At 40.6% G+C, this 23,124-nt stretch carries 26 protein-coding genes; 16 read left to right on the forward strand and 10 right to left on the reverse strand.

Annotated features, from left to right (window positions below):
* Positions 1-4: 4 nt before the first annotated feature.
* Together ACLV7Q_RS03050 and ACLV7Q_RS03055 are read right to left on the reverse strand one after the other, a co-directional pair.
* The gene (locus tag ACLV7Q_RS03050) at positions 5-328 is read right to left on the reverse strand and encodes a MazG-like protein (protein WP_218756938.1); all 324 of its coding nucleotides are present in this window, start codon (positions 326-328) and stop codon (positions 5-7) included.
* Positions 329-584: 256 nt separating this feature from the next.
* Positions 585-959 carry a hypothetical protein gene (locus tag ACLV7Q_RS03055; protein ID WP_218756975.1) on the reverse strand — a complete coding sequence of 125 codons (375 nt, stop codon included), beginning with the start codon at positions 957-959 and terminating at the stop codon, positions 585-587.
* 204 nt (positions 960-1,163) lie between these two features.
* On the opposite strand from ACLV7Q_RS03055, the gene rpsO reads away from it, so the two are divergent.
* The gene (gene rpsO, locus ACLV7Q_RS03060; protein ID WP_001018251.1) at positions 1,164-1,433 is read left to right on the forward strand and encodes a 30S ribosomal protein S15; all 270 of its coding nucleotides are present in this window, start codon (positions 1,164-1,166) and stop codon (positions 1,431-1,433) included.
* Between the two features lie 804 nt (positions 1,434-2,237).
* Entirely contained in the window at positions 2,238-2,858 is a 621-nt protein-coding gene (locus ACLV7Q_RS03065; RefSeq protein WP_020903630.1) for a CadD family cadmium resistance transporter, read from the forward strand.
* Between the two features lie 205 nt (positions 2,859-3,063).
* Here the strand turns inward: ACLV7Q_RS03065 and ACLV7Q_RS03070 are convergent, their stop codons facing one another.
* The gene (locus ACLV7Q_RS03070) at positions 3,064-3,813 is read right to left on the reverse strand and encodes a lysophospholipid acyltransferase family protein (RefSeq protein ID WP_218756937.1); all 750 of its coding nucleotides are present in this window, start codon (positions 3,811-3,813) and stop codon (positions 3,064-3,066) included.
* Between the two features lie 132 nt (positions 3,814-3,945).
* Between ACLV7Q_RS03070 and ACLV7Q_RS03075 the strand changes: the two genes are divergently transcribed.
* The 6 genes from ACLV7Q_RS03075 (at position 3,946) to ACLV7Q_RS03100 (ending at position 11,381) form a co-directional block, all read left to right on the forward strand.
* Positions 3,946-6,282, forward strand: coding sequence for a cation-translocating P-type ATPase (locus ACLV7Q_RS03075; RefSeq protein WP_218756936.1), 2,337 nt, complete (start codon positions 3,946-3,948; stop codon positions 6,280-6,282).
* A 100-nt stretch (positions 6,283-6,382) separates the two neighbouring features.
* Positions 6,383-7,060: a tRNA (adenine(22)-N(1))-methyltransferase gene (locus ACLV7Q_RS03080; RefSeq protein ID WP_218756935.1), complete on the forward strand. Its 678-nt coding sequence runs from the start codon at positions 6,383-6,385 to the stop codon at positions 7,058-7,060.
* Positions 7,047-7,844: a Nif3-like dinuclear metal center hexameric protein gene (locus ACLV7Q_RS03085; RefSeq protein ID WP_218756934.1), complete on the forward strand. Its 798-nt coding sequence runs from the start codon at positions 7,047-7,049 to the stop codon at positions 7,842-7,844. Before ACLV7Q_RS03080 ends, ACLV7Q_RS03085 begins: the two co-directional genes overlap by 14 nt.
* Before the next feature lie 16 nt (positions 7,845-7,860).
* On the forward strand, positions 7,861-8,964 hold the full coding sequence (locus ACLV7Q_RS03090) for an NAD(P)/FAD-dependent oxidoreductase (RefSeq protein WP_218756933.1): 1,104 nt from the start codon (positions 7,861-7,863) through the stop codon (positions 8,962-8,964).
* Between the two features lie 430 nt (positions 8,965-9,394).
* Positions 9,395-10,414: a UDP-glucose 4-epimerase GalE gene (galE, locus tag ACLV7Q_RS03095; RefSeq protein ID WP_218756932.1), complete on the forward strand. Its 1,020-nt coding sequence runs from the start codon at positions 9,395-9,397 to the stop codon at positions 10,412-10,414.
* 1 nt (position 10,415) lies between these two features.
* The gene (locus tag ACLV7Q_RS03100; RefSeq protein WP_218756931.1) at positions 10,416-11,381 is read left to right on the forward strand and encodes a glycosyltransferase family 2 protein; all 966 of its coding nucleotides are present in this window, start codon (positions 10,416-10,418) and stop codon (positions 11,379-11,381) included.
* 50 nt (positions 11,382-11,431) lie between these two features.
* Here the strand turns inward: ACLV7Q_RS03100 and ACLV7Q_RS03105 are convergent, their stop codons facing one another.
* Positions 11,432-11,638, reverse strand: coding sequence for a ferredoxin (locus tag ACLV7Q_RS03105; protein WP_000705155.1), 207 nt, complete (start codon positions 11,636-11,638; stop codon positions 11,432-11,434).
* A gap of 51 nt (positions 11,639-11,689) precedes the next feature.
* Between ACLV7Q_RS03105 and ACLV7Q_RS03110 the strand changes: the two genes are divergently transcribed.
* The 8 genes from ACLV7Q_RS03110 (at position 11,690) to ACLV7Q_RS03145 (ending at position 17,376) form a co-directional block, all read left to right on the forward strand.
* Positions 11,690-12,163 carry an SAG1386/EF1546 family surface-associated protein gene (locus tag ACLV7Q_RS03110; protein WP_218756930.1) on the forward strand — a complete coding sequence of 158 codons (474 nt, stop codon included), beginning with the start codon at positions 11,690-11,692 and terminating at the stop codon, positions 12,161-12,163.
* 8 nt (positions 12,164-12,171) lie between these two features.
* Entirely contained in the window at positions 12,172-12,843 is a 672-nt protein-coding gene (cmk, locus tag ACLV7Q_RS03115; protein ID WP_112443973.1) for a (d)CMP kinase, read from the forward strand.
* A 130-nt stretch (positions 12,844-12,973) separates the two neighbouring features.
* Positions 12,974-13,312, forward strand: a complete 339-nt coding sequence (locus tag ACLV7Q_RS03120; protein ID WP_218756929.1) for a zinc ribbon domain-containing protein YjdM — start codon at positions 12,974-12,976, stop codon at positions 13,310-13,312.
* Positions 13,313-13,314: 2 nt separating this feature from the next.
* Entirely contained in the window at positions 13,315-13,944 is a 630-nt protein-coding gene (locus ACLV7Q_RS03125; protein ID WP_218756928.1) for a Pr6Pr family membrane protein, read from the forward strand.
* A 229-nt stretch (positions 13,945-14,173) separates the two neighbouring features.
* A complete protein-coding gene (locus tag ACLV7Q_RS03130; protein WP_218756927.1) occupies positions 14,174-15,325 on the forward strand; it encodes an MFS transporter in 1,152 nt (383 codons plus the stop codon).
* Between the two features lie 99 nt (positions 15,326-15,424).
* A complete protein-coding gene (truA, locus tag ACLV7Q_RS03135) occupies positions 15,425-16,174 on the forward strand; it encodes a tRNA pseudouridine(38-40) synthase TruA (RefSeq protein ID WP_218756926.1) in 750 nt (249 codons plus the stop codon).
* Positions 16,164-16,937 carry a bifunctional hydroxymethylpyrimidine kinase/phosphomethylpyrimidine kinase gene (locus ACLV7Q_RS03140; protein WP_218756925.1) on the forward strand — a complete coding sequence of 258 codons (774 nt, stop codon included), beginning with the start codon at positions 16,164-16,166 and terminating at the stop codon, positions 16,935-16,937. Before truA ends, ACLV7Q_RS03140 begins: the two co-directional genes overlap by 11 nt.
* Positions 16,915-17,376 carry an ECF transporter S component gene (locus tag ACLV7Q_RS03145; protein ID WP_218756924.1) on the forward strand — a complete coding sequence of 154 codons (462 nt, stop codon included), beginning with the start codon at positions 16,915-16,917 and terminating at the stop codon, positions 17,374-17,376. Before ACLV7Q_RS03140 ends, ACLV7Q_RS03145 begins: the two co-directional genes overlap by 23 nt.
* A 964-nt stretch (positions 17,377-18,340) precedes the next feature.
* Here the strand turns inward: ACLV7Q_RS03145 and ACLV7Q_RS03150 are convergent.
* The 6 genes from ACLV7Q_RS03150 to ACLV7Q_RS03175 all read right to left on the reverse strand — a co-directional run bounded on the left by ACLV7Q_RS03150 (position 18,341) and on the right by ACLV7Q_RS03175 (position 23,121).
* Positions 18,341-19,171, reverse strand: a complete 831-nt coding sequence (locus ACLV7Q_RS03150; protein ID WP_138701130.1) for a hypothetical protein — start codon at positions 19,169-19,171, stop codon at positions 18,341-18,343.
* A 3-nt stretch (positions 19,172-19,174) separates the two neighbouring features.
* Entirely contained in the window at positions 19,175-20,320 is a 1,146-nt protein-coding gene (locus ACLV7Q_RS03155) for a phage major capsid protein (protein WP_138699472.1), read from the reverse strand.
* A 96-nt stretch (positions 20,321-20,416) separates the two neighbouring features.
* Positions 20,417-20,563 (reverse strand): hypothetical protein, encoded by a 147-nt coding sequence (locus ACLV7Q_RS03160; RefSeq protein WP_165778278.1) that lies wholly within the window; start codon positions 20,561-20,563, stop codon positions 20,417-20,419.
* A 326-nt stretch (positions 20,564-20,889) separates the two neighbouring features.
* A complete protein-coding gene (locus tag ACLV7Q_RS03165) occupies positions 20,890-22,344 on the reverse strand; it encodes a virulence-associated E family protein (RefSeq protein WP_218757491.1) in 1,455 nt (484 codons plus the stop codon).
* The gene (locus tag ACLV7Q_RS03170) at positions 22,337-22,852 is read right to left on the reverse strand and encodes a hypothetical protein (RefSeq protein ID WP_166730666.1); all 516 of its coding nucleotides are present in this window, start codon (positions 22,850-22,852) and stop codon (positions 22,337-22,339) included. The genes ACLV7Q_RS03165 and ACLV7Q_RS03170 overlap by 8 nt, the downstream gene beginning before the upstream one ends.
* Positions 22,849-23,121, reverse strand: coding sequence for a hypothetical protein (locus ACLV7Q_RS03175; protein ID WP_218757490.1), 273 nt, complete (start codon positions 23,119-23,121; stop codon positions 22,849-22,851). Before ACLV7Q_RS03175 ends, ACLV7Q_RS03170 begins: the two co-directional genes overlap by 4 nt.
* Between the last annotated feature and the right edge of the window lie 3 nt (positions 23,122-23,124).

Below are 23,124 nucleotides of genomic sequence, written 5' to 3' on the forward strand. Positions count from 1 at the left end.
CAGACTACTTCCTAGTCTTAATGTTCAATTGCTTTTCTTTATCAGAGAGGAAGTTTTCCATTTCCGTCAGAATGTCTATATCCAGACGTTGAGAAAGTTCTACTAGCCACCAGATATTTTCTGAAAGTTTTTGTTCCAGTGTGTAAGGTGTTTCATCATAGTAGCGTCCTTGCTTGGTCATCACTAGTCGTTGGAAATTTCCAATATCATTAGACAAAGCCAAGAGGTCTTCTTCTACCGTCCACTTGGAATCATGATGCTTAACTTCCAGTTTGTGATAAGCTTGTCGGATTGCACAACTGCGCTCCACTAATTCTTGCAACTCCATAGTTAGCCTCCTCATAAAAAATTGCGACATCCTCGAAAGGACGTCGCAACGTGGTTCCACCTTCATTTATGTACCTCAAAAGAGAGGGACACCTCTGATTGGCTCTAACGTGGCCACCGTTTTATGTTTTCATAAAAAACTCAAGAGTAGTATCAGTTTAGGCTCTCTATGCGTTTCCAGCAACCACGCACTCTCTAGTAGAAAGGGACTAAGTGACTTGTCTCTATGGATTATTATAGCATGATTGTGAGATTTTTCAAGGATTTTGTGAAAGTTTTTTGTTTTTCAGTTTTTGCACTAGATTCTTAATAGCGGCACCGACAGCCATACCAACTATGGCAAAGACTTCATAGGCTAGGAAGTAGGGAAGGATAAATTCTCTGAAAGTAATGATGGTAAAACAATAGAGCAGTCCGTTCCCCAGTAACCACCAAAGAGAGAAACGGAAACGGTAGCTATAGAGTAACGATACAATCAAGATTACCAGAGGTGTAAAGAAGAGAAGATTATTTACGTAGAGACTCTTGAGCAAAAGGGGGTCAGAAATAATTAGTGATAACAACTGATAAAGTGGCCAATAAAAGAAAAATATGACCAGATAGTAGGGGAGATGGGAATAGAATCTAGGTATGATAATCACCTCGTTTTAAAAAACAGACAACTTAGATTTCTTGCTATGATTATTATAGCATGTTTAAAACAAGAAAGTAAATCTGTTGACAAAGATGTTAGTTATTGGTAGAATAGGGATTGTCGTAAAGACAAATAACTTCTTCTTGGTTCCAGGCATGCCAACCTGTCACTCGGATGAAGCCAAATAAAAAGGAGAAACATCATGGCAATCTCAAAAGAGAAAAAAAATGAAATCATCGCACAATATGCACGTCACGAAGGTGATACAGGTTCAGTAGAGGTTCAAGTTGCTGTCCTTACTTGGGAAATCAACCACCTTAACGAACACATCAAACAACACAAAAAAGACCACGCTACTTACCGTGGATTGATGAAAAAAATCGGTCGCCGTCGTAACTTGCTTGCATACTTGCGTAAAAACGACGTTAACCGTTACCGTGAGTTGATCAACTCTCTAGGACTTCGTCGCTAATTCAAGATACAAAGGCCGTCAAAAGCACAAAGCAAAAATAGGAAAATTGACGAAGAAACTTCAGTTTCTAGGAGATTTTATCTTTTTTGCCAAGTGCTTAGGCAGTGTTCAATTGAGCATATCTTGATAATGAAGCTACTCTAAATTGGGTAGCTTTTTTACTTTTGTTACCTTACCTCGATATACTCAAGTATTATCTTCGGTTACGGTTCCTAGCACTGTAAGGTAAAATAAACCAGAATGATCTCCCTTCGGGGAGATTTTTTTGTTTCACTAAAAATTTTGTACAATCTTCGGCTTACCGCCTAATCTATAAACGTTTTATCCAGTAGGAATCATGATGCTAAGGGCGTAAGAAATCCGTATGAAAATAGGGAAAGGACACCGTGTTCGATGAGTGCAAGGAGTTTCATCTTTTTCACTAGGATTTTAGCCTGGGTTCAAATCAGCTCTCTGACTTCAGAGGGCTTTTTTATTGAGGTTTTATCGGTCACAATTTTGGAGACTACAAAAACCTCAAATGGTATCAGCTAATGACACCATAAAGGTGCGTAGCTACTCAGCGAGTAGCTGTCTGCAAGCCCCCTCGGAGAGCCCACACTTTACGAAGTAAAGTATAGTATGTTATACTTTACATGGAAGTAGTCACCGAATTCCAGTTAGAAATTACTTTGTAACTACGTTTTGAGGAGGAGTAAAATGCTTTCCTATGTTCGAAATTACCCACTAGCGATAGCTAAATTAATGTGTCTGTGCTCTCCTAAAATCTGCTGATTTATTACTGACCAATACAGGAGGTTTTTTATGGGACAGACAATCATATCTGCTATTGGTGTTTATATTTCCACCAGTATCGATTATTTAATTATTTTATTTATTTTATTTGCACAGCTATCACAGAATAAACAGAAATGGCATATTTATGCGGGGCAATATCTAGGCACAGGCTTACTTGTAGGGGCGAGTTTAGTTGCTGCTTATGTCGTTAATTTCGTGCCTGAAGAATGGATGGTTGGATTGCTTGGTTTAATCCCTATCTATTTAGGGATTCGCTTTGCAATTGTTGGAGAAGGTGAGGAAGAAGAGGAAGAAGAGGAAGAAATTATTGAAAGATTAGAACAAAGCAAGGCAAATCAACTGTTTTGGACAGTTACATTGCTGACAATTGCGTCTGGCGGAGATAATTTAGGTATCTATATACCTTATTTTGCTTCATTAGATTGGTCACAGACCCTCGTGGCCTTGCTTGTGTTTGTAATCGGCATAATTATCTTATGCGAGCTTAGTCGGGTGTTATCCTCTATTCCCTTAATATTCGAGACAATTGAAAAATACGAGCGAATCATTGTGCCCTTAGTATTCATTCTACTTGGACTATACATCATGTATGAAAATGGCACGATAGAGACTTTTCTGACCGTGTAGATTTTTTTGTTTCACTAGGATTTTAGCCTGGGCTCAAATTGGCTCTCTGATTTTCAGAGGGCTTTTTCTTTTTCTCAACTTACTTAGACTGAGTTCAATTAGATGGACAATCTTAAAGTTACTCTATTATAGAGTGGCTTTTGATTAGGAGATTCTTATAAATATAAATGAAAAACCTTGGCTGTTTGACCAAGGTTCATTTCTTCTATGCAAGTTTTTCTCTCTTTTTATCTGGATTCCAGATGAAGCTTGCGATAAAGCTAAAGATGATGGTTAGGATAGCGAGGATAATGGCAAGGATGAGGGCAGGGATACGGATAAACCACCAGAGTGGGTTTGGTTTTTTATCATTGTGCCATTGTTTTGTTTCTTCGTCCAAACGTTGAAATTCTGTTTGGATACGATTGGCGACTGTTTCAATGCCTTCATCATTCATTTTCTTGATATCTGAGATATCGATTGGATTTCCAAAGTTCATATCGACACGTTCACGGCTAACTAAGCCCTTCAAAGTCATGGGACCTGTATAGGTAACCGGCATGATACGGACCTTGGCCATTTTGGCAATCAGGGCAACTCCACCCTTAACATCGTTTGAGTGACGGCTCCCGCTTGGAAACATGATGAGAGAGCGATTACTTTTTTTAAGAACATTGATAGGATATTTGATGGCTGAGGCGCTAGGATTTTCACGGTCGATAGGAAAGGCACCACACATACGAATCCACCAACCAAAGATACGGTTGGTAAAGAGCTCTTTTTTTGCCATGAAGATGAACTGTTTTGGTTTGGTCGCAAAGGCCATATAAACTGGATCCCACCAAGTACGATGAGGCGCCACTAGGATATAATTTTCATCTTGATTAGGAATTTTATCAGTGTTATGATAGTGGGCATTGCCATTGATGGACCATAGGAGCAATACAACCAATCCACGTAAATAAGTATAAAACATGCGATCTCCTTCGATTCTTTTCTTGTTATTATTATACCTTATCAAAGGAGGGCTGGCAAACTTTTCCCTTGACTAGGTACATATTTGGGATGAGATTAGAATTCTTTTAGAAAAAATGATATGATAGAATTTATGGATAAAAATAAGATTATGGGATTAACCCAAAGAGAAGTCGAGGAAAGACAGGCTAAGGGCTTGGTCAATGATTTTACTGCTTCGGCCAGTACCAGCACTTGGCAAATCATCAAACGAAATGTCTTTACCCTTTTTAACGCTTTGAACTTTGCCATTGCTTTGGCCCTTGCCTTTGTGCAAGCTTGGAGCAATTTGGTCTTTTTTGCTGTTATCTGCTTTAACGCTTTTTCTGGGATTGTGACTGAGCTGCGGGCTAAACACATGGTGGACAAGCTCAATCTCATGACCAAGGAAAAGGTCAAGACTATTCGTGATGGCCAAGAAGTGGCTCTTAATCCTGAAGAATTGATTCTAGGAGATGTCATTCGTTTGTCTGCAGGAGAGCAGATTCCTAGTGATGCCTTGGTTTTGGAAGGCTTTGCGGAAGTCAATGAAGCCATGTTAACGGGGGAGAGTGATTTGGTGCAAAAGGAAGTGGATGCCTTGCTTTTGTCAGGAAGTTTCCTAGCCAGTGGGTCAGTTTTAGCTCAAGTTCATCATGTAGGTGCAGACAACTATGCTGCTAAACTCATGCTGGAAGCTAAGACCGTTAAACCAATCAACTCTCGTATCATGAAATCGCTGGACAAGCTAGCTGGTTTTACTGGAAAGATTATCATTCCCTTTGGTCTAGCTCTCTTGCTGGAAGCCTTGATTTTAAAAGGCTTGCCTCTTAAGTCATCCGTTGTAAATTCGTCGACAGCCCTTTTGGGGATGTTGCCCAAGGGAATTGCCCTTTTGACCATCACTTCGCTCTTGACAGCGGTGATTAAGTTGGGCTTGAAAAAGGTCTTGGTGCAGGAGATGTACTCTGTTGAGACCTTGGCGCGCGTGGATATGCTCTGTCTGGACAAGACGGGCACCATCACCCAAGGAAAGATGCAGGTAGAGGCTGTTTTTCCGCTGACGGCAACTTATGGTGAAGAGACTATTGCCAGCATTTTGGCCAGCTACATGGCCCACAGTGAGGATAAAAATCCAACTGCCCAAGCCATTCGCCAGTGTTTCCAAGGCCAAGTAGCCTATCCTATGCTTTCTAATCTTCCCTTCTCTAGCGACCGCAAGTGGGGAGCTATGGAGTTAGAAAGTTTGGGAACAGTTTTCTTAGGGGCACCTGAGATGTTGCTGGATTCTGAGGTCCCAGAAGCCAGAGAGGCCTTGGAGAGAGGTTCACGTGTCTTGGTCTTAGCTCTCAGTCAGGAGAAATTAGACCATCACAAATCACAAAAACCATCTGATATTCAGGCTCTAGCTTTGCTGGAAATCTTGGACCCTATTCGAGAGGGAGCGGCAGAGACGCTGGACTATCTCCGTTCTCAGGAAGTAGGACTCAAGATTATCTCTGGTGACAATCCAGTTACGGTATCCAGTATTGCCCAGAAGGCTGGTTTTGCGAACTATGACAGTTATGTAGATTGCTCGAAAATTACGGATGAGGAATTGATTGCTATGGCTGAAGAGACAGCTATTTTCGGACGTGTTTCCCCTCATCAAAAGAAACTTATCATCCAAACTCTGAAAAAAGCAGGGCATACAACAGCTATGACTGGGGATGGAGTTAATGATATCCTGGCTCTTCGTGAGGCGGATTGTTCTATCGTGATGGCTGAGGGAGATCCTGCGACTCGTCAGATTGCCAATTTGGTTCTCTTGAACTCTGACTTTAATGATGTTCCTGAGATTCTCTTTGAAGGTCGTCGGGTGGTCAATAACATTGCCCATATTGCACCGATTTTCTTGATAAAGACCATCTATTCTTTCTTACTCGCAGTTATCTGTATCGCTAGTGCTTTACTAGGTCGGTCTGAATGGATTTTGATTTTCCCCTTCATTCCAATCCAGATTACCATGATTGACCAATTTGTGGAAGGTTTCCCACCATTCGTTCTGACTTTTGAGCGAAATATCAAACCTGTTGAGCCAAATTTCCTCAGAAGATCCATGCTTCGTGCTCTACCAAGTGCTCTCATGGTTGTGTTCAGCGTTCTTTTTGTGAAACTATTTGGAACGAGCCAAGGTTGGTCTGAGTTAGAAATCTCAACTCTCCTCTATTACCTCTTGGGGTCAATTGGTTTCTTATCCGTATTTAGAGCCTGCATGCCATTTACCCTATGGCGGGTCCTCTTGATTGTTTGGTCAGTAGGAGGCTTCCTAGCCACAGCTCTCTTCCCAAGAATTCAAAAACTGCTTGAAATTTCAACCTTAACAGGACAAACTTTACCTGTTTATGGGGTCATGATGTTGGTCTTTACCGTAATTTTCATCCTGACTAGTCGCTATCAAGCCAGAAAATAAAGAGAGGCTGCAATCTGTGGATTGCGGTCTTTTTAGGTACAAGATTGCCAGCTGAAATGTGGTATAATAAGAGGTAATAGAGTTTGGAAAGTGAGAGAAGATGATTTCAAAGAGATTAGAATTAGTGGCTTCCTTTGTGCCACAGGGAGCCATTTTGCTAGATGTGGGAAGTGACCATGCTTATCTGCCTATCGAGTTGGTCGAGAGAGGCCAAATCAAAAGCGCCATTGCAGGTGAGGTGGTGGAAGGTCCCTACCAATCTGCGGTCAAAAATGTTGAGTCTCACGGCCTAAAGGCGAAAATCCAGGTTCGTTTAGCCAATGGCTTGGCAGCTTTTGAAGAGGCAGACCAAGTGTCTGTCATTACCATTGCTGGTATGGGTGGTCGTTTGATTGCTAGGATTTTAGAAGAAGGCTTGGACAAGCTAGCTAATGTAGAGCGTTTGATTCTCCAGCCCAATAATCGTGAAGACGACTTGCGTATCTGGTTGCAAGAGAACGGATTCCAGATTGTAGCAGAAAACATCCTAGAAGAAGCTGGCAAGTTTTATGAAATTCTAATTGTGGAAACAGGACAAATGAAGCTATCAGCCAGTGATGTTCGCTTTGGTCCTTTCTTGTCCAAAGAAGTCAGTCCAGTATTTGTTCAAAAATGGCAAAAAGAAGCTGCTAAGCTAGAATTTGCTCTCGGACAAATTCCAGAAAAAAATCTGGAAGAACGTCAAGTTCTAGTAGATAAGATTCAAGCTATCAAGGAGGTGCTCCATGTTAGCAAGTGAAGTGATTAACGTGTATGAAGCCTTTTGCCCTCAGGAATTTTCTATGGAGGGAGACAGCCGTGGCCTGCAAATCGGCACTTTGGACAAGGATATCCAAAGTGTCATGGTTGCTCTGGATATTCGTGAAGAGACGGTGGCTGAAGCCATTAAAAAGGGTGTGGATTTGATTATCGTCAAGCACGCTCCGATTTTCCGTCCGATCAAGGATTTGGTAGCTAGCTGTTCACAAAATCAGATTTACATTGATCTCATCAAGCATGACATCGCAGTTTATGTCAGCCATACCAATATTGACATCGTTGAAAATGGTCTCAATGACTGGTTCTGCCAGATGCTAGGAATCAAGGATACAACTTATCTTCAGGAAACAGGCCCTGAACGTGGGATTGGACGTATTGGGAATATTCAGCCTCAGACATTTGGAGAATTGGCTCAACATGTCAAGCAAGTCTTTGGTCTAGATAGTCTTCGAATGGTGCATTATCAAGAGAGTGATTTGCAGAAGTCTATTTCAAGAGTGGCCATCTGTGGTGGTAGCGGGCAGTCTTTCTATAAGGATGCTTTAGCTAAAGGGGCAGAAGTCTATATCACTGGTGATATCTACTACCACACTGCCCAGGATATGCTGTCTGATGGCTTGCTAGCATTGGACCCAGGTCACTATATCGAAGTGCTTTTTGTGGAAAAAATAGCAGCACTCCTTAGTCAATGGAAGTCAGAAAAGGACTGGACAATCGATATTGTACCTAGTCAAGCATCGACCAATCCTTTCCACCATATCTAGTTAGGAAGTGAAAACAATGAAAAAAGTTGCCATTATCGGAGCAGGGATTGTAGGTGCAACAGCTGCATACTACCTCTCGAAAGAAAGTGACCTAGAGGTGACCGTTTTTGACCATGGACAAGGTCAGGCTACCAAGGCCGCAGCAGGAATTATCAGTCCTTGGTTTTCAAAACGCCGTAATAAAGCCTGGTACAAGATGGCGCGTTTGGGTGCTGATTTTTATGTGGATTTGTTGGCTGATTTAGAGAAATCAGGGCAAGAAATCGACTTTTACCAGCGTTCGGGAGTTTTTCTCTTGAAAAAGGATGAATCCAAGTTGGAAGAACTCTATCAACTAGCCCTCCAGCGTAGAGAAGAATCTCCCTTGATAGGCCAGTTAGCCATTCTGAACCAAGCATCAGCCAATGAATTATTCCCTGACTTGCAGGGATTTAACCGCTTGCTCCATGCTTCTGGTGGAGCGAGAGTAGATGGCCAACTCTTAGTGACTCGTTTGCTGGAAGCCAGTCAGGTCAAGCTGGTCAAAGAAAAAGTGAGTCTGCATCCTCTATCATCAGGCTACCAGATTGGCGAAGAGGTGTTTGATCAGGTTATTTTGGCAACGGGAGCTTGGTTGGGTCACATATTAGAACCCTTGGGTTATGATGTAGATGTTCGTCCTCAGAAAGGACAACTCCGAGATTATCAGCTGGCCCAAGATATAGAATCATACCCTGTTGTTATGCCAGAAGGGGAGTGGGATTTGATTCCTTTTGCAGGTGGGAAATTGTCCCTAGGCGCTACCCATGAAAATGATATGGGATTTGATTTGACGGTGGATGAAACCTTGCTCCAACAAATGGAGGAGGCAGCCCTGCCTTGCTATCCTAGTTTAGTAGAAGCTACCAGAGCTGGTGAGCGTGTGGGAATCCGTGCTTATACCAGTGATTTCTCACCTTTCTTTGGGCAAGTACCTGGCTTAACTGGTGTCTATGCAGCTAGTGGTCTAGGTTCATCAGGCCTCACAACTGGTCCTATCATTGGTTACCACCTAGCTCAACTGATCCAAGGCAGGGAAATGACCTTAGACCCAGCAAACTACCCAATTGAAAACTATGTCAAACTGGTAAAAAGCGAATAATACTCAATGAAAATCAAAGAACAAACTAGGAAACTAGCCGCGGGCTGCTCAAAGCACTGATTTGAGGTTGTGGATAGAACTGACGAAGTCAGCTCAAAACACTGATTTGAGGTTGTGGATAGAACTGACGAAGTCAGCTCAAAGCACTGATTTGAGGTTGTGGATAGAACTGACGAAGTCAGCTCAAAACACTGATTTGAGGTTGTGGATAGAACTGACGAAGTCAGCTCAAAACACTGATTTGAGGTTGTGGATAGAACTGACGAAGTCAGTAACATATATATGGCAAGGCGAAGCTGACGTTGTTTGAAGAGATTTTCGAAGAGTATAAGCATTTTACTGAAATTTTAGCTTCCCCTCTAGGATGGCAAATGACATTCCCTATCAAAAATGGTAAAATAAGAAAAAATCCGAGAATCGAGGAAAGAAGATGCAAGAAAAGATTTTGGTAACGGGTGGAGCAGGTTTTATCGGAACCCACACAGTTATTGAGTTAATCCAAGCAGGTCATCAGGTTGTTGTGGTGGATAACCTTGTCAACAGCAATCGCAAAAGTTTAGAAGTTGTTGAGAGAATTACAGGAGTTGAAGTTCCTTTTTATGAGGCTGATATCCGTGATACAGATACTCTTCGTGACATTTTCAAACAAGAAAAACCAACAGGGGTCATTCACTTTGCTGGCTTGAAGGCTGTCGGTGAATCTACCCGTATTCCTCTTGCCTACTATGACAACAATATAGCAGGAACTCTTAGCCTTTTGAAAGCTATGGAAGAAGCCAACTGTAAAAACATCATTTTCAGTTCTTCTGCGACAGTTTACGGAGATCCTCATACAGTGCCCATCTTGGAAGATTTCCCACTTTCAGTGACCAATCCATACGGTCGTACCAAACTCATGTTAGAGGAAATTTTGACGGATATCTACAAGGCAGACTCAGAATGGAATGTTGTCTTGCTTCGTTACTTTAACCCAATCGGAGCCCATGAGAGTGGAGATTTGGGAGAAAATCCAAACGGTATTCCAAACAATCTCTTGCCATATGTGACTCAAGTAGCCGTTGGAAAATTAGAGCAAGTACAAGTGTTTGGAGATGATTACGATACCGAAGACGGAACTGGTGTTCGTGACTATATCCACGTTGTCGACTTGGCTAAAGGTCACGTCGCAGCTCTACAAAAAATCCAAAAAGGTTCAGGCCTAAACGTTTATAACCTTGGAACAGGTAAAGGCTACTCAGTTCTTGAAATTATCCAAAACATGGAAAAAGCAGTCGGACGTCCAATTCCTTACCGCATCGTAGACCGTCGCCCAGGTGATATTGCAGCCTGCTATTCAGATCCTGCAAAAGCCAAAGCAGAACTCGGCTGGGAAGCAGAACTCGGCATCACCCAAATGTGTGAAGACGCATGGCGTTGGCAAAGTAAGCATCCAAATGGATTTGAAGACTAAGATGGTGATGTCAATCATTGTCCCCTGTTTAAACGAAGAGGAAGTACTTCCTCTTTTTTATCAGGCTTTGGAAGCTTTACTTCCAGATTTGGAAACAGAAATAGAGTATGTCTTTGTCGACGATGGATCAAGTGATGGGACTTTGGAACTCTTAAAGTCCTATCGGGAGCAAAATTCGGCAGTTCATTATATTTCTTTCTCTCGAAATTTTGGAAAAGAAGCAGCCCTCTATGCAGGCTTGCAATATGCGACAGGAGACCTAGTGGTGGTGATGGATGCAGATCTCCAGGATCCTCCTAGTATGTTGCTAGAGATGAAAACCTTACTAGACCAAAATGCAGATTTAGACTGTGTAGGAACACGGAGAACTAGTCGGGAGGGAGAACCAGTTTTACGTAGTCTCTGTGCTAATCTCTTTTACCGCCTTATGCAAAAAATTAGTCCAGTAGCCCTGCCGTCAGGTGTCCGTGATTTTCGTATGATGAGAAGGTCTGTAGTCGATGCCATTTTAAGCTTGACTGAGTCCAATCGTTTTTCGAAGGGACTCTTTGCCTGGGTCGGTTTTAAAACCCACTATCTGGACTATCCAAATGTCGAAAGGCAGGCTGGCAAGACCAGTTGGAGTTTTAGGCAACTCTTTTTCTACTCTATTGAAGGGATTGTTAACTTTTCAGATTTTCCCTTGATTATCGCCTTTGTGGCTGGTCTCCTATCTTGTTTTATTTCTTTGCTTATGACCTTTTTTGTTGTGGTTCGGACCCTCATTTTGGGCAATCCGACATCAGGTTGGACCTCTTTGATGGCAGTCATTCTCTTTCTTGGGGGCATTCAACTCCTGACCATTGGGATTCTTGGCAAGTACATCAGTAAGATTTATCTAGAGACTAAAAAAAGACCACTTTATCTTATCAAAGAAAAAAGTGACCTTCCTGATTTTACAGAAAAAAATAAAGTGAAAAGACTATAATTTTACATGGAAATATGCTAAACTAGAGGGAGTGGATTATCGCCATTGATTTAGGCTTCCTGGTTTCCAATCAGGGCGCGAGTTGGGCAATTTTTAACAGCCTCTAAGACGTCCTGACTAGGAGAAATTTCTTTTTCCAGTTGGTCAGGGTCATCGTAAAAACGCACGATTCCATTATCGTGGTAGTCAAATAAGTCAGAATAAGTTTGGCAAAGCCCACAAGCGATACATCGTTCAGGTATAAGTGTGATTTTCATGTTCATATTTATATTGTAATAAGAAAAGTAAAAAAAAACAAGGAGTAGGGTATGGAAAAAGAACCGTGGCAAGAAGATATTTATGATCAAGAAGAATCAAGAGCAGAGCGTCGTAAGAGAACTCAAGGCAGAGATGTAGTGGCCAATCGTGTCTTGACGATTTTAGCTAGTATTTTCTTCGTGATTGTAGTCGTGATGATTATTGTTCTTATCTATCTATCATCGGGTGGGAGTAATCGCACAGCAGCCTTGAAAGATTTTCACGATTCTGATGCAAGTGTAGCACAAGTCTCATCTTCAAGCAGTTCCCAGCCTGAGCAGAGTTCAGAGCCAGAATCTACTTCTGAACACTCGGAGGAAGCCACAGATCCAGAAGGGACGACAAAAGTCTTGGCTGGAGAAGGGGAAGCAGCCATTGCCGCTCGTGCTGGGATTTCGATTGCTCAGTTAGAAGCCTTAAATCCTGGGCACATGGCTACAGGGTCTTGGTTTGCTAATCCAGGTGATGTTATAAAAATAAAATAGGAGCCGATATGAAAACAATTCAAATTGCTATTGACGGTCCTGCTTCAAGTGGTAAGAGTACGGTCGCAAAGATTATTGCTAAGGATTTTGGATATACCTACCTAGATACAGGTGCCATGTATCGTGCGGCAACCTATATGGCTCTCCAAAACCAGTTAGGAGTAGAAGAAGTCGAAGCCCTTCTAGCCTTGTTGGACCAGCATCCAATTAGTTTTGGACGCTCAGAAACTGGAGAACAGCTTGTCTTTGTAGGAGATGTAGATATTACCCATCCTATCCGTGAAAATGAAGTGACCAATCATGTTTCTGCTATTGCAGCAATTCCTGAAGTGCGTGAGAAACTGGTTTCTCTCCAACAAGAAATCGCCCAGCAAGGCGGGATTGTCATGGATGGCCGCGATATTGGAACTGTTGTATTGCCACAAGCAGAATTAAAAATTTTCCTAGTAGCTTCGGTAGATGAACGAGCAGAACGCCGTTACAAGGAAAATATTGCCAAGGGAATTGAAACAGACCTTGAAACCCTAAAAGAGGAAATTGCTGCGCGTGACTACAAGGATAGTCATCGTGAGACTTCGCCTCTCAAACAAGCAGAGGATGCTGTCTACCTTGATACAACTGGTTTGAACATTCAAGAAGTAGTTGAAAAAATCAAAGCAGAAGCTGAAAAAAGAATGTAAATGTAGAAAAGCCGATAGATTGATATCGGTTTTTTTCTAAATTTGTCAAAATGCTGAATTTAGGGTATAATAGTTGCTGTTCGAGAAATTTTGATTTTCAAAGAATAGTGAATGATGATAAGGAGAAACCATGAACAACCTACCAAATTGCCCACAATGTAACTCAGAGTATGTCTACGAAGACGGTGCCCTACTGGTTTGCCCAGAGTGTGCTCATGAGTGGAATCCTGCTGACGTTGCAGATGTAGAAGAGGGGCTTGTCGCTATCGATGCCAACGGGAATAAATTGGCTGACGGTGATACAGTAACCCTCATCAAGGACTTGAAAGTAAAAGGTGCGCCAAAAGATTTGAAACAAGGGACGCGCGTGAAAAATATCCGCATCGTAGAAGGCGACCACAATATCGACTGTAAAATCGATGGCTTTGGTGCCATGAAACTCAAATCAGAGTTTGTGAAGAAAATTTAAGCATGTCAAAGAACTACAAACTTATATTTTATAGCCGTATCTTCTTGTTTCTAGCGGCTTTTACGGGAGTTTATCTTGAAATCACCAAGCGTGGTGGATTTGGGATGCTACTCTATTATACGGTTCTGTCCAACCTCTTAGTAACTATTTTTACCCTTTATCTCCTAAAGGTGATGAGCCGTGTAGGTGAAAACTGGCAAAGACCAAGTCTCTTGCGTTTAAAAGGTGGGGTCACTATGAGTATCATGATTACCTGTGTGATTTACCATTTCCTCTTGGCGCCTATTGCGACTAATTTCTATACTCTGGAAAATTTCCTTTGCCACTATATCGTTCCCCTCTGGTTTTTCGCAGATACCCTCTTTTTTGATAAACAGGGTCAATACAAGATTTGGGATCCAGTTGTGTGGACGATTTTACCCTTGCTGTATATGATTTTTGCTCTTTTTAATGGCTTGGTTTTAAAACTCAATATTCCAAATGCCAAGGATAATCCTTTCCCTTACTTCTTTTTGAATGTGAACAAGGGTTGGGATGTCGTATTCAAGTGGTGTCTGATTATCTTTGTTGCCTATATGGTGGCAGGATTTATCTTCTACTTTATTAAGCAAATCAAGAGAAAGTCATCCTAATACTCTTCGAAAATCAAATTCAAACCACGTCAGTTTCGCCTTGCCGTACTCAAGTACAGCCTGCGGCTAGCTTCCTAGTTTGCTCTTTGATTTTCATTGAGTATAAGACACAAGGGATTCATTTTCGAGTTTAAGAAGGAGTCTATACACTAAAGAGGCTTCTTCTTTTCTTGCTTGTTTGATAACTATCAAAAAATAGAAGATAAAGAGAAATATAGAAAGAGATTTCATGAAACAATTTTTAGAACGGGCCAGTATTTTGGCTCTCTCCCTCGTTTTGATTACGTCCTTTTCCATCTCGAGTGCCCTGCCAGCCATGTTTGACTATTATCAAGGTTATCCTAAGGAACAAATTGAGCTCTTGGCGAGCTTACCTTCCTTTGGAATCATGATGATGTTACTGCTAAATGGTTTCTTAGAAAAAATATTTCCTGAGCGCTTACAAATTAGTTTGGGCTTACTGATTTTATCACTGAGCGGGACGGCTCCCTTTTGGTATCAAGCCTATCCTTTTGTCTTTGGAACACGGATTCTTTTTGGTTTGGGTGTTGGGATGATCAATGCCAAGGCAATTTCCATTATCAGTGAACGTTATCAAGGAAAAACACGAATTCAGATGCTAGGGCTACGCGGTTCTGCAGAGGTCGTTGGAGCATCTCTCATTACCTTGGCAGTCGGCCAGTTGTTGGCCTTTGGTTGGACAGCTACTTTCTTAGCCTATAGTGCTGGATTTTTGGTGCTGACTCTCTATCTGCTCTTTGTCCCTTATGGAAAAGAAAAGAAAGAAGTCAAGAAAAAAGCGAAGGAAGCAAGTCGTTTAACTCGAGAAATGAAAGGCTTGATTTTTATCCTAGCTATAGAAGCAGCAGTGGTAGTTTGTACCAATACGGCTATTACTATCCGTATTCCAAGTTTGATGGTGGAAAGAGGACTTGGAGATGCCCAGTTATCTAGTTTTGTTCTTAGTGTCATGCAGTTAATTGGGATTGTGGCTGGTGTGAGTTTTTCTTTTTTGATTTCTATTTTTAAAGAGAAACTGCTCCTCTGGTCTGGTATTACCTTCGGCTTAGGTCAAATTGTGATTGCACTGTCTCCATCCTTGTGGGTGGTAGTAGCAGGAAGCATTCTGGCTGGTTTTGCTTACAGTGTAGCCTTGACGACGGTCTTTCAACTGGTCTCTGAAAGAATTCCAGCTAAGCTCCTCAATCAAGCCACTTCATTTGCAGTTTTAGGCTGTAGTTTCGGAGCCTTTACGACCCCATTTGTTCTAGGTGCAATTGGCTTACTAACTCACAATGGTATGTTGGTCTTTGCCATTTTAGGCTCATGGTTGATTGTAACCTCTATCTTTGTCATGTACCTACTTCAAAAGAGAGCTTAGGATTGGTTTCCTAAGTTTTTCTTTTTGTGAATTTTGTACCCAGACAATTATAGATTTTATACCTTGTTACTAGACTATTTTCTTGATAAAATAGAGGTTATGACGAGATATAAAGCAACTATTTCCTATGATGGTTACGCCTTTGCTGGTTTTCAGCGCCAGCCTCATGCGCGTAGTGTTCAGGAAGAAATTGAAAAAACCTTGACCAGGTTAAATAAGGGGCAAGCTATTACTGTTCACGGTGCTGGTAGGACTGATAGTGGGGTTCATGCTTTGGGACAGGTGATTCATTTTGACCTACCTTATCAGATGGATGAGGAGAAGCTTCGTTTTGCTTTGGACACCCAGTCTCCTGAAGATATTGATGTGATTTCGATTGAGCTTGTGGCAGATGATTTTCATTGCCGTTATGCTAAACACAGTAAGACCTATGAGTTTATCGTGGATAGGGGCCGTCCCAAGAATCCTATGCGCCGTCACTATGCCACTCACTTTCCCTACCCACTCGATGTGGAACGCATGCAGATGGCAATCAAAAAGCTAGAAGGAACCCATGATTTCACTGGCTTTACAGCCTCTGGGACTAGTGTAGAAGATAAGGTTCGCACTATTACAGAAGCTAGCCTTAGGGTGGATGAGACAGGCCAGTTTTTGACCTTTACCTTTTCAGGAAATGGTTTCTTGTATAAGCAGATTCGTAATATGGTGGGGACACTGCTCAAAATCGGAAATAGTCGTATGCCAGTAGAGCAGATTGACCTGATCTTGGAGAAAAAGGACAGGCAACTTGCAGGTCCCACTGCAGCACCAAATGGTTTATATTTAAAGGAGATTCGTTATGAAGAATAATCGTATTTTAGCACTTTCTGGGAATGATATTTTTAGTGGTGGTGGATTGTCCGCTGACTTGGCTACCTATACCTTGAACGGCTTGCATGGCTTTGTAGCAGTGACTTGTTTGACAGCCTTGACAGAAAAAGGATTTGAAGTCTTTCCAACTGACGATACCATTTTTCAACATGAATTAGATAGCTTGCGTGATGTGGAGTTTGGGGGAATTAAGATTGGTCTTCTTCCTACTGTCAGTGTGGCTGAGAAGGCATTGGACTTTATCAAGCAACGCCCAGGAGTGCCTGTGGTATTGGATCCTGTCTTGGTCTGCAAGGAAACGCACGACGTAGCAGTTAGTGAACTCTGCCAAGAGTTGATTCGCTTTTTCCCTTATGTCAGTGTGATTACTCCTAATCTTCCTGAAGCAGAATTATTAGCAGATCAAGAGATTAAAACCCTTGAAGATATGAAAACTGCAGCACAGAAATTGCATGACTTAGGAGCACCAGCAGTCATTATCAAGGGAGGCAATCGCCTTAGTCAGGACAAGGCTGTGGATGTCTTTTATGATGGACAAAACTTTACAGTCCTAGAAAATCCAGTTATCCAAGGCCAAAATGCTGGCGCAGGTTGTACCTTTGCCTCTAGCATTGCCAGTCACTTGGTTAAAGGTGATGAACTTTTACCAGCAGTAGAAAGCTCTAAGGCTTTCGTTTATCGTGCTATTGCACAAGCAGATCAGTATGGAGTAAGACAATATGAAGCAAACCAAAACAACTAAAATCGCCCTTGTATCCCTATTAACAGCCCTTTCTGTGGTTCTAGGCTATTTCTTAAAAATTCCAACACCGACAGGCATTCTAACTCTTTTAGATGCGGGTGTCTTCTTTACGGCCTTCTACTTTGGTAGTCGTGAAGGGGCTGTAGTAGGTGGACTAGCAGGTTTCTTGATTGACCTCTTATCAGGCTATCCTCAGTGGATGTTCTTTAGCTTGGTCAACCATGGCTTGCAGGGATTTTTCGCAGGACTTAAAGGAAAAACTCAGTGGTTAGGCCTTATCTTAGCAACGATTGCCATGGTAGGGGGTTACGCCTTGGGTTCTACATTGATGAATGGCTGGGCTGCAGCCCTACCAGAAATCCTACCAAATTTCATGCAAAATATGGTAGGGATGATTGTAGGATTTATTCTTAGTCAAAGTATCAAGAAGATTAAGTAATTATAAAAACCGTAAAGTTGGCAGAAAATCATTACTGCTAACTTTACGGTTTTATTATTGGTCTTCTTGTAGATAATAGGAAATTACAACAGAAGAATTACTATCAAAATAGGAATCTTTATCAAAGTATTTGCAATTTCCTATTGTAATGCTATGTATTTTGTAATTCTTAATAATTTGACTTAGGCATCATTTCACACCTCAATATAGCGCCTAAACCCTTGATATTACTGATTTTTTGAAAAATCACATTTGATTAAATATCATTAAAAGGTCTTAAAAATTCTTAAAAAGTCCACAAAAAAAGCCCTACAAAAGGGCAATAAATCGATGAGTTCAGCAGGCAAGAAACTAGCACGGTCAAACGTGCTTTTTTTTGTTTCTCTCTACCTGGTACAAGTATAACATAAAAAGTTGCTATTTTCTCTTTTTCAGTAAGTTTTTCAGACTTACCCCCCACCCTCTTTAATTTTTTATTAAAAATTTGGACAGTCGAGTGCAGACCGCTTACCCGCGTCTTTGAAAATTTCCGATTTTTTGACCGGGGGGGTGTTTAAGAAAATTTAAAAATTACACAATATCTTTAAAAACTTCTTTTTTATTTCCTGTGTCTAATCTTGTCTTTTGAGTCAGTTTCTTTACATATTCTTTCTATAATTTTAATTACCAATTCATTGTTTTACACATTCTATTGAATTTACTCGCCAAGCTAGTCCCTTACTCTATCAAGCGTTTTATAAGATACTGTTATATGAGTTCACTGTTACCTTAAAATAAGGAATTCATACTATAATTTTAGTTATGAATTAGTCATATCTTACATTCTGTCTAATTCAGACAATCGCCTAAAAGCCTGATACAATAAGGATATGCAGTAATCCCCTAAATGAATTAGCGTTTGACTCGTTATGTCTAATTCAATATTCTACAAAAAAAGATAGGTTTGCTCCTATCTTCATTTTGTTTATTGCCCAAAGAATCTAGAAATAATATTTCTCTTTTTCTCTGGTAAGTCATTAAAAACTCCCCTTTGTTTAATAAGTTCTTGCTCTTTTCGATCTATAAAATCATCTACCACTCCAGAGATATATTCTGTAAATTCTTCAATACTATGTCCCGTGATTTTACCGTCTTGTACTAACTCCTCTAGAAGCAAATCATTCCACAAAACCATGTCAGTAGAAAGATTGTAATGTTCCAACTCTTCAACAATGGCCTGTTCATAGTATTGTTGTTGTCCTTTGTTGATATAGTAATATTTATCTTTAAACTTCTTATCAACATTCTTGAATTGATATTCCTCTAAGAGTTTACTTCTCAAAAATCCATCAGTAGTTACTTCGTGAGATTCGATAGTATAAAAGCTTTTTAGCTTTTCTAAAAACTCAAAGATATTAGAACGATAAAGACTATTTTCTTCATGTAGTATTGATAGCATCTCAGTAATTAAAGGTGAAATTTTGTTCTGAGAAAACTCCTTCCAGTCTTTAAAATATACTAATGACTTTTCCCTGATGGCTCTTTCTCGCTGTTTAAATTTATTTTCTAACTGATTTTCTTTTTGACGTGTTGTCAGAAATATATCACTTAAAATCAAAGTGTAGTCTTGTTTATACTCTTCAATTTCGTTCAGTATTTCTTTTTTAACTTCCTCTTGCTTACTAAAGAATTCTGCAGCTTCTGGTTCATTCATTTTATGAAAAAGATTCTTCATGAGTTCATGAAATGGATTGACATAAACTAGATTATAGTCTTGATACAAAAGGAAGAGATTAATAACTTCAGTGCTATTCATCGATTAACCTCCAATACCTGGCGCTTGATTTTTTGAGAAATCAAACTCCCAGATAGCAGCGGTCTTTTCATCATGGGCCTTGCCATAAGCAAATTGTTTAGCTATATAGAGGTCCATATCTTCAAGCGCTAGTGTATCTTGATAGCGTTGTAAGTTAATTCCTCCACCTAAAACCGCATCATAGCGCCCTTGAATGAAAGAAGTCGCCTTCCCTTTTTCTTGAGAGATTGAAGGAACGATTTGTAAATTTAGAGGTACCGCCTTGTTGTAAGTTGCGCTATCTGTAAAATTAATTAGTTTCTTCTCGATTTCCCAGATTTCTGAGGGATTCACGACAAGGACAATCTTATTAGTTGTATCGATAAAACTAACTCCATCAGCTTTTACAGAATGAAATTTAAAAATCTCTGATACCTGGTTTACAGTTTCTTTAGGATTTTCAAAAGTTAGTTTTAAAGCTTGTTTTTCTTTTTTAGGGTAAGTAATATTTGAATCTTGGGCTACTCCCGTCAATTTTCTTGTTAGCCCTAGAGGTTTATTATCACCATCGCCGTTTAAAAACGCTTCTTCCAATGCTACTGCAAAAGCTTCTGTTAATTGAGTTCTTACAAAATTTTCGATCCAAATCGGTCCAAGTTCTTTAAAATCTTTCGGGATCACGATGAAAGCCGTTAACTTATGCTGGATATCTTGTTTACTTCCAAAACTAGCTTTTAATTGCCCTTTGATTTCTCCAAAAACCTTCCCCCAAACTGCTCCGCCACTACGCTCTGAGGTTAAAAAGTTTAGTCGGATCCCTAGATTCTTCAGCCCGATTTTTTCAAGCAAGGGATGTTCTGACTTTATATCTTCAAAAATTCTGTCAATCGTCTCCTCTGGGAGAAGTTTTTCCACCCCTTTAGGGATATTCTTATCAAATTCATTGAAGAATACCATTTCATTGCCCTTTAAAGTATTAGGTTGTGATGTAAAGCCATCTCCTGAATATGATGCAGTTTTAGCTTCTTCAATCATATGCTCTTGTAGTGCGTCTAACATATCGCTATAAAGTTTTGTTTGCTGCTCTTGTGGAGCATTAGTTTTCACTGCATTCATAAACGCTTCTCTAGCTTGCATGTATTCCTTTTTTGTTTGTCCTTCAAGTCTCATAACCATATTTTTTATTTCCTCTCATTCTAAGCAAAAAGGTAGAACAAAAAACGCATTTTACGTCTTATGTCCTACCTCTTGTTTTCAAGTCAGTGTTTAAAATTTTTGTTGTGTTTTGGTTTCTACCATGGTCACAACACCATCTACAATTTTCAATCTAATGTCACCATATTCTGGTAACTTTATACTTTTAATTATACCACGGTTTAGGAAATAAATCCAACCTTTATGTAATTGTTCCATTTTCCCCCACTTTCCAAAAGTGTAGCCATTTTTGAATATCTAGCGGCTACGCATTCCGCCTTACAGCCCCAAGGGTTTTCGCCTTGTGTAGCCGTGTAGCCGTTTCATCTCAAAAAAAATATATAAATAACGTATTAGGTATTTAATTATATATACTTTTATAAAATATATATTTTGGCTACATTTATATTAAAAATTCAGTAATATCAAGGATTTAGGGGTGTAGCCGTTTTTTTTCGTCTTGTCTACACCTCTTTGAAACCCTTACAGTATCAAGGGTTTTCAGCGTAGCCGTTTTTTTATCTTTTGGCTACACTGTCTACACTTTATTTTTTTATTTTAGCAAATCCGCGTTTGATACTTTTGCCAAATCGCAAGGACTCCCTTGCTTCCCAATCCTCTTTACTTTGCATGATTTTTTTAATCTTGTTTTTATCCTTTACGTTCGGTATCTTATCCGGATATACCTCTGTGAAAAATAAATTAATAGCCATCTTGTCACGTTCCACTAGTTCCCCATACTTTTCAATATCTAGGGTAATTTCTACACCGTTTGCGCCCATATGATAGCCATGATTTATCATGTCGTAAATGTAATAATATCTTGTTCTATCTGTCGGGGGGAACTGATACATTCTTTTTGGGTAAGGAGTGCCTAAATAGCGCTCCAAATCCTCAAGGGTTTCATCTACAAACTTGTAACGCCTTCTAACCTCATTTACTAGCTTTTCTTGCTCGTCTGTCAGGTTCAAGACTTGGTTAGCTCTCCAAGCCACCACCATAGCACCCCAAAAGGCTCTACGGTCTTTTTCCGTCCACTTCCTGCCCTTATAGGCGGTGTCCTTGTGGACTTCCGCAACCAAAAAGCGCCTTTCTCCTGTCAGGTCGTTCAAATAATCATGGTCATTAGTTGCCCTCACGATAATAAAACTCTTAGGCAGTCGCCTATCACTGGAGGCGTAAGGCGGTCTAAACTCTAGCTTGGTTTCTGTGATGAATTTCTTCAATTCTGAAAAACTAGCCTTTTTACTGGCCACCATCTCATCATCAAATACACACCAGTTTCTGACCATTCTAGCCTTGTCATCTTTGTCTGTGAAGGTCTCAACGGTTGTAAAATACTTGTGAGTGAAAAGCCCCTCAAAAAATTGGGTTTTTCCTACTCCCTGCCGTCCAGTCAAGTCCAGCACAAAGTCAAACTTGATGGTAGGGTCAAACACCTTGGCAACCGCTCCACGGAAAAACAAATCCATGATAATACGGTTATATTCATCATCCTTGATATTGAGATAATGCCTTAAAATATCAAAGGGATCGCGCTGATTCACTAACTCTTTATACTCACTTTCGCAAGATTCCAGATAGTCTTTTAAGGGGTTATAGCTGTGTTCTCCAGCCACCACTTCCAAAATATCCGCTATGTCAGGCTTTTTATAATCAAGCTTGTACTTGGTAGCAATATAAGCCCTAATCTCTCTGATAATCAGGTCATCGATCGCACCGCTCAGGGTTCTACCGTTTAGCTTCATTGGTCTAGTCACGTCGATTTCATAAGTGAAGACGTTGTACTGTATCGCCCCTTTTAGCTTGCTATCTCCGTTCAAAATCTTCTTGAGATTGTCCAAGTTGACTACAAAGCCGTCACCTCTTGCTCTTTTTGCCAAGTTCAGGCTATTGTGTTCCTCATCTGTCTCCCTTGCTTGGGTCAGGTCCACCACTTCAGGCGGTGCTTGTTGCTGATCTTCTTCAATGATTTTATTTACAATGTCATTGCTATTCAAAAGCCACCTCCTTATAGAATTTTGTTGCTACTTCTAGGAAATAGCTTGCTAGGTCTTTGCGTTTAACGATTGCAGAAAACAAGTCCACTAACTGGCTAAAACTGTAGCCATTAACAAATAGCAAGCGGACAAAAAGCGAAGTCTCATATCTGGTATAAATCCCGTTACAAATCAGGTCAAAAATCCAACCCTTTAACTCCACTCCAAGCCCCTGCCGTTGCTCGGTCAATTTGTTTACCTCTAATTCTTTCAGGATCGTCAGCAAGTCAGGACTAGCCAAACCTATCTCTAAATCTCTGGCCAATTCCCAGCCCTTTACTTCTTCGCTTTCGTCTTTAACTGCCACATACAAGCCTTTGTAGTGAAAAGCCGTCAAACCCTCGCCTATTGGCTCAAAATAGATAAATTTATAGTGATTGCCATTCTTCCAAACTTGGGTTGGGCTAGACTTGAGAAAGCCAAACAAAGGTAATTTTTCAGCGGATAGAATTAACTCAAGCACTCTCATTCATCCACCCCCAGAAACTTCCAGATGTCGGTCACTAAATAGTAAATCATTCTTGAACCATCGTCTGGCGGTTGATAGCGTCTTAAACCCTGACTTTCCCACTTATTTAGCGTGTTGTCACTAATTTTCAATTCCTCTTTGAGTTCAACTCTATTTATCAACTTAGTCAGTCTCTGCGGTGCTTTCTCATGCGCTTCCAGGTATCTTTCCACTACCTCCAGAATGCCATGCGTCAAATCATGCTCACTTTCTTTGCTTAAACTAAACATATC

The sequence above is a fragment of the Streptococcus mitis genome (genome assembly GCF_965111725.1).
In the GTDB taxonomy this organism is placed as follows: Bacteria; Bacillota; Bacilli; order Lactobacillales; family Streptococcaceae; genus Streptococcus; species Streptococcus mitis_DV.

Excerpts from the sequence above, each read along its gene's own strand:
- ACLV7Q_RS03170 (WP_166730666.1), bottom strand. The coding sequence starts at position 22,852 with ATGAGAGTGCTTGAGTTAATTCTATCCGCTGAAAAATTACCTTTGTTT.
- ACLV7Q_RS03155 (WP_138699472.1), bottom strand. The coding sequence starts at position 20,320 with ATGAGACTTGAAGGACAAACAAAAAAGGAATACATGCAAGCTAGAGAA.
- galE (WP_218756932.1), top strand. The coding sequence starts at position 9,395 with ATGCAAGAAAAGATTTTGGTAACGGGTGGAGCAGGTTTTATCGGAACC.
- ACLV7Q_RS03150 (WP_138701130.1), bottom strand. The coding sequence starts at position 19,171 with ATGAATAGCACTGAAGTTATTAATCTCTTCCTTTTGTATCAAGACTAT.
- ACLV7Q_RS03140 (WP_218756925.1), top strand. The coding sequence starts at position 16,164 with ATGAAGAATAATCGTATTTTAGCACTTTCTGGGAATGATATTTTTAGT.
- ACLV7Q_RS03100 (WP_218756931.1), top strand. The coding sequence starts at position 10,416 with ATGGTGATGTCAATCATTGTCCCCTGTTTAAACGAAGAGGAAGTACTT.
- ACLV7Q_RS03075 (WP_218756936.1), top strand. The coding sequence starts at position 3,946 with ATGGATAAAAATAAGATTATGGGATTAACCCAAAGAGAAGTCGAGGAA.
- ACLV7Q_RS03175 (WP_218757490.1), bottom strand. The coding sequence starts at position 23,121 with ATGTTTAGTTTAAGCAAAGAAAGTGAGCATGATTTGACGCATGGCATT.
- rpsO (WP_001018251.1), top strand. The coding sequence starts at position 1,164 with ATGGCAATCTCAAAAGAGAAAAAAAATGAAATCATCGCACAATATGCA.
- ACLV7Q_RS03130 (WP_218756927.1), top strand. The coding sequence starts at position 14,174 with ATGAAACAATTTTTAGAACGGGCCAGTATTTTGGCTCTCTCCCTCGTT.
- ACLV7Q_RS03085 (WP_218756934.1), top strand. The coding sequence starts at position 7,047 with ATGTTAGCAAGTGAAGTGATTAACGTGTATGAAGCCTTTTGCCCTCAG.
- ACLV7Q_RS03105 (WP_000705155.1), bottom strand. The coding sequence starts at position 11,638 with ATGAAAATCACACTTATACCTGAACGATGTATCGCTTGTGGGCTTTGC.
- ACLV7Q_RS03090 (WP_218756933.1), top strand. The coding sequence starts at position 7,861 with ATGAAAAAAGTTGCCATTATCGGAGCAGGGATTGTAGGTGCAACAGCT.
- ACLV7Q_RS03065 (WP_020903630.1), top strand. The coding sequence starts at position 2,238 with ATGGGACAGACAATCATATCTGCTATTGGTGTTTATATTTCCACCAGT.
- ACLV7Q_RS03080 (WP_218756935.1), top strand. The coding sequence starts at position 6,383 with ATGATTTCAAAGAGATTAGAATTAGTGGCTTCCTTTGTGCCACAGGGA.
- ACLV7Q_RS03145 (WP_218756924.1), top strand. The coding sequence starts at position 16,915 with ATGAAGCAAACCAAAACAACTAAAATCGCCCTTGTATCCCTATTAACA.
- ACLV7Q_RS03160 (WP_165778278.1), bottom strand. The coding sequence starts at position 20,563 with ATGGAACAATTACATAAAGGTTGGATTTATTTCCTAAACCGTGGTATA.
- ACLV7Q_RS03125 (WP_218756928.1), top strand. The coding sequence starts at position 13,315 with ATGTCAAAGAACTACAAACTTATATTTTATAGCCGTATCTTCTTGTTT.
- ACLV7Q_RS03070 (WP_218756937.1), bottom strand. The coding sequence starts at position 3,813 with ATGTTTTATACTTATTTACGTGGATTGGTTGTATTGCTCCTATGGTCC.
- ACLV7Q_RS03050 (WP_218756938.1), bottom strand. The coding sequence starts at position 328 with ATGGAGTTGCAAGAATTAGTGGAGCGCAGTTGTGCAATCCGACAAGCT.
- ACLV7Q_RS03120 (WP_218756929.1), top strand. The coding sequence starts at position 12,974 with ATGAACAACCTACCAAATTGCCCACAATGTAACTCAGAGTATGTCTAC.
- truA (WP_218756926.1), top strand. The coding sequence starts at position 15,425 with ATGACGAGATATAAAGCAACTATTTCCTATGATGGTTACGCCTTTGCT.
- ACLV7Q_RS03110 (WP_218756930.1), top strand. The coding sequence starts at position 11,690 with ATGGAAAAAGAACCGTGGCAAGAAGATATTTATGATCAAGAAGAATCA.
- cmk (WP_112443973.1), top strand. The coding sequence starts at position 12,172 with ATGAAAACAATTCAAATTGCTATTGACGGTCCTGCTTCAAGTGGTAAG.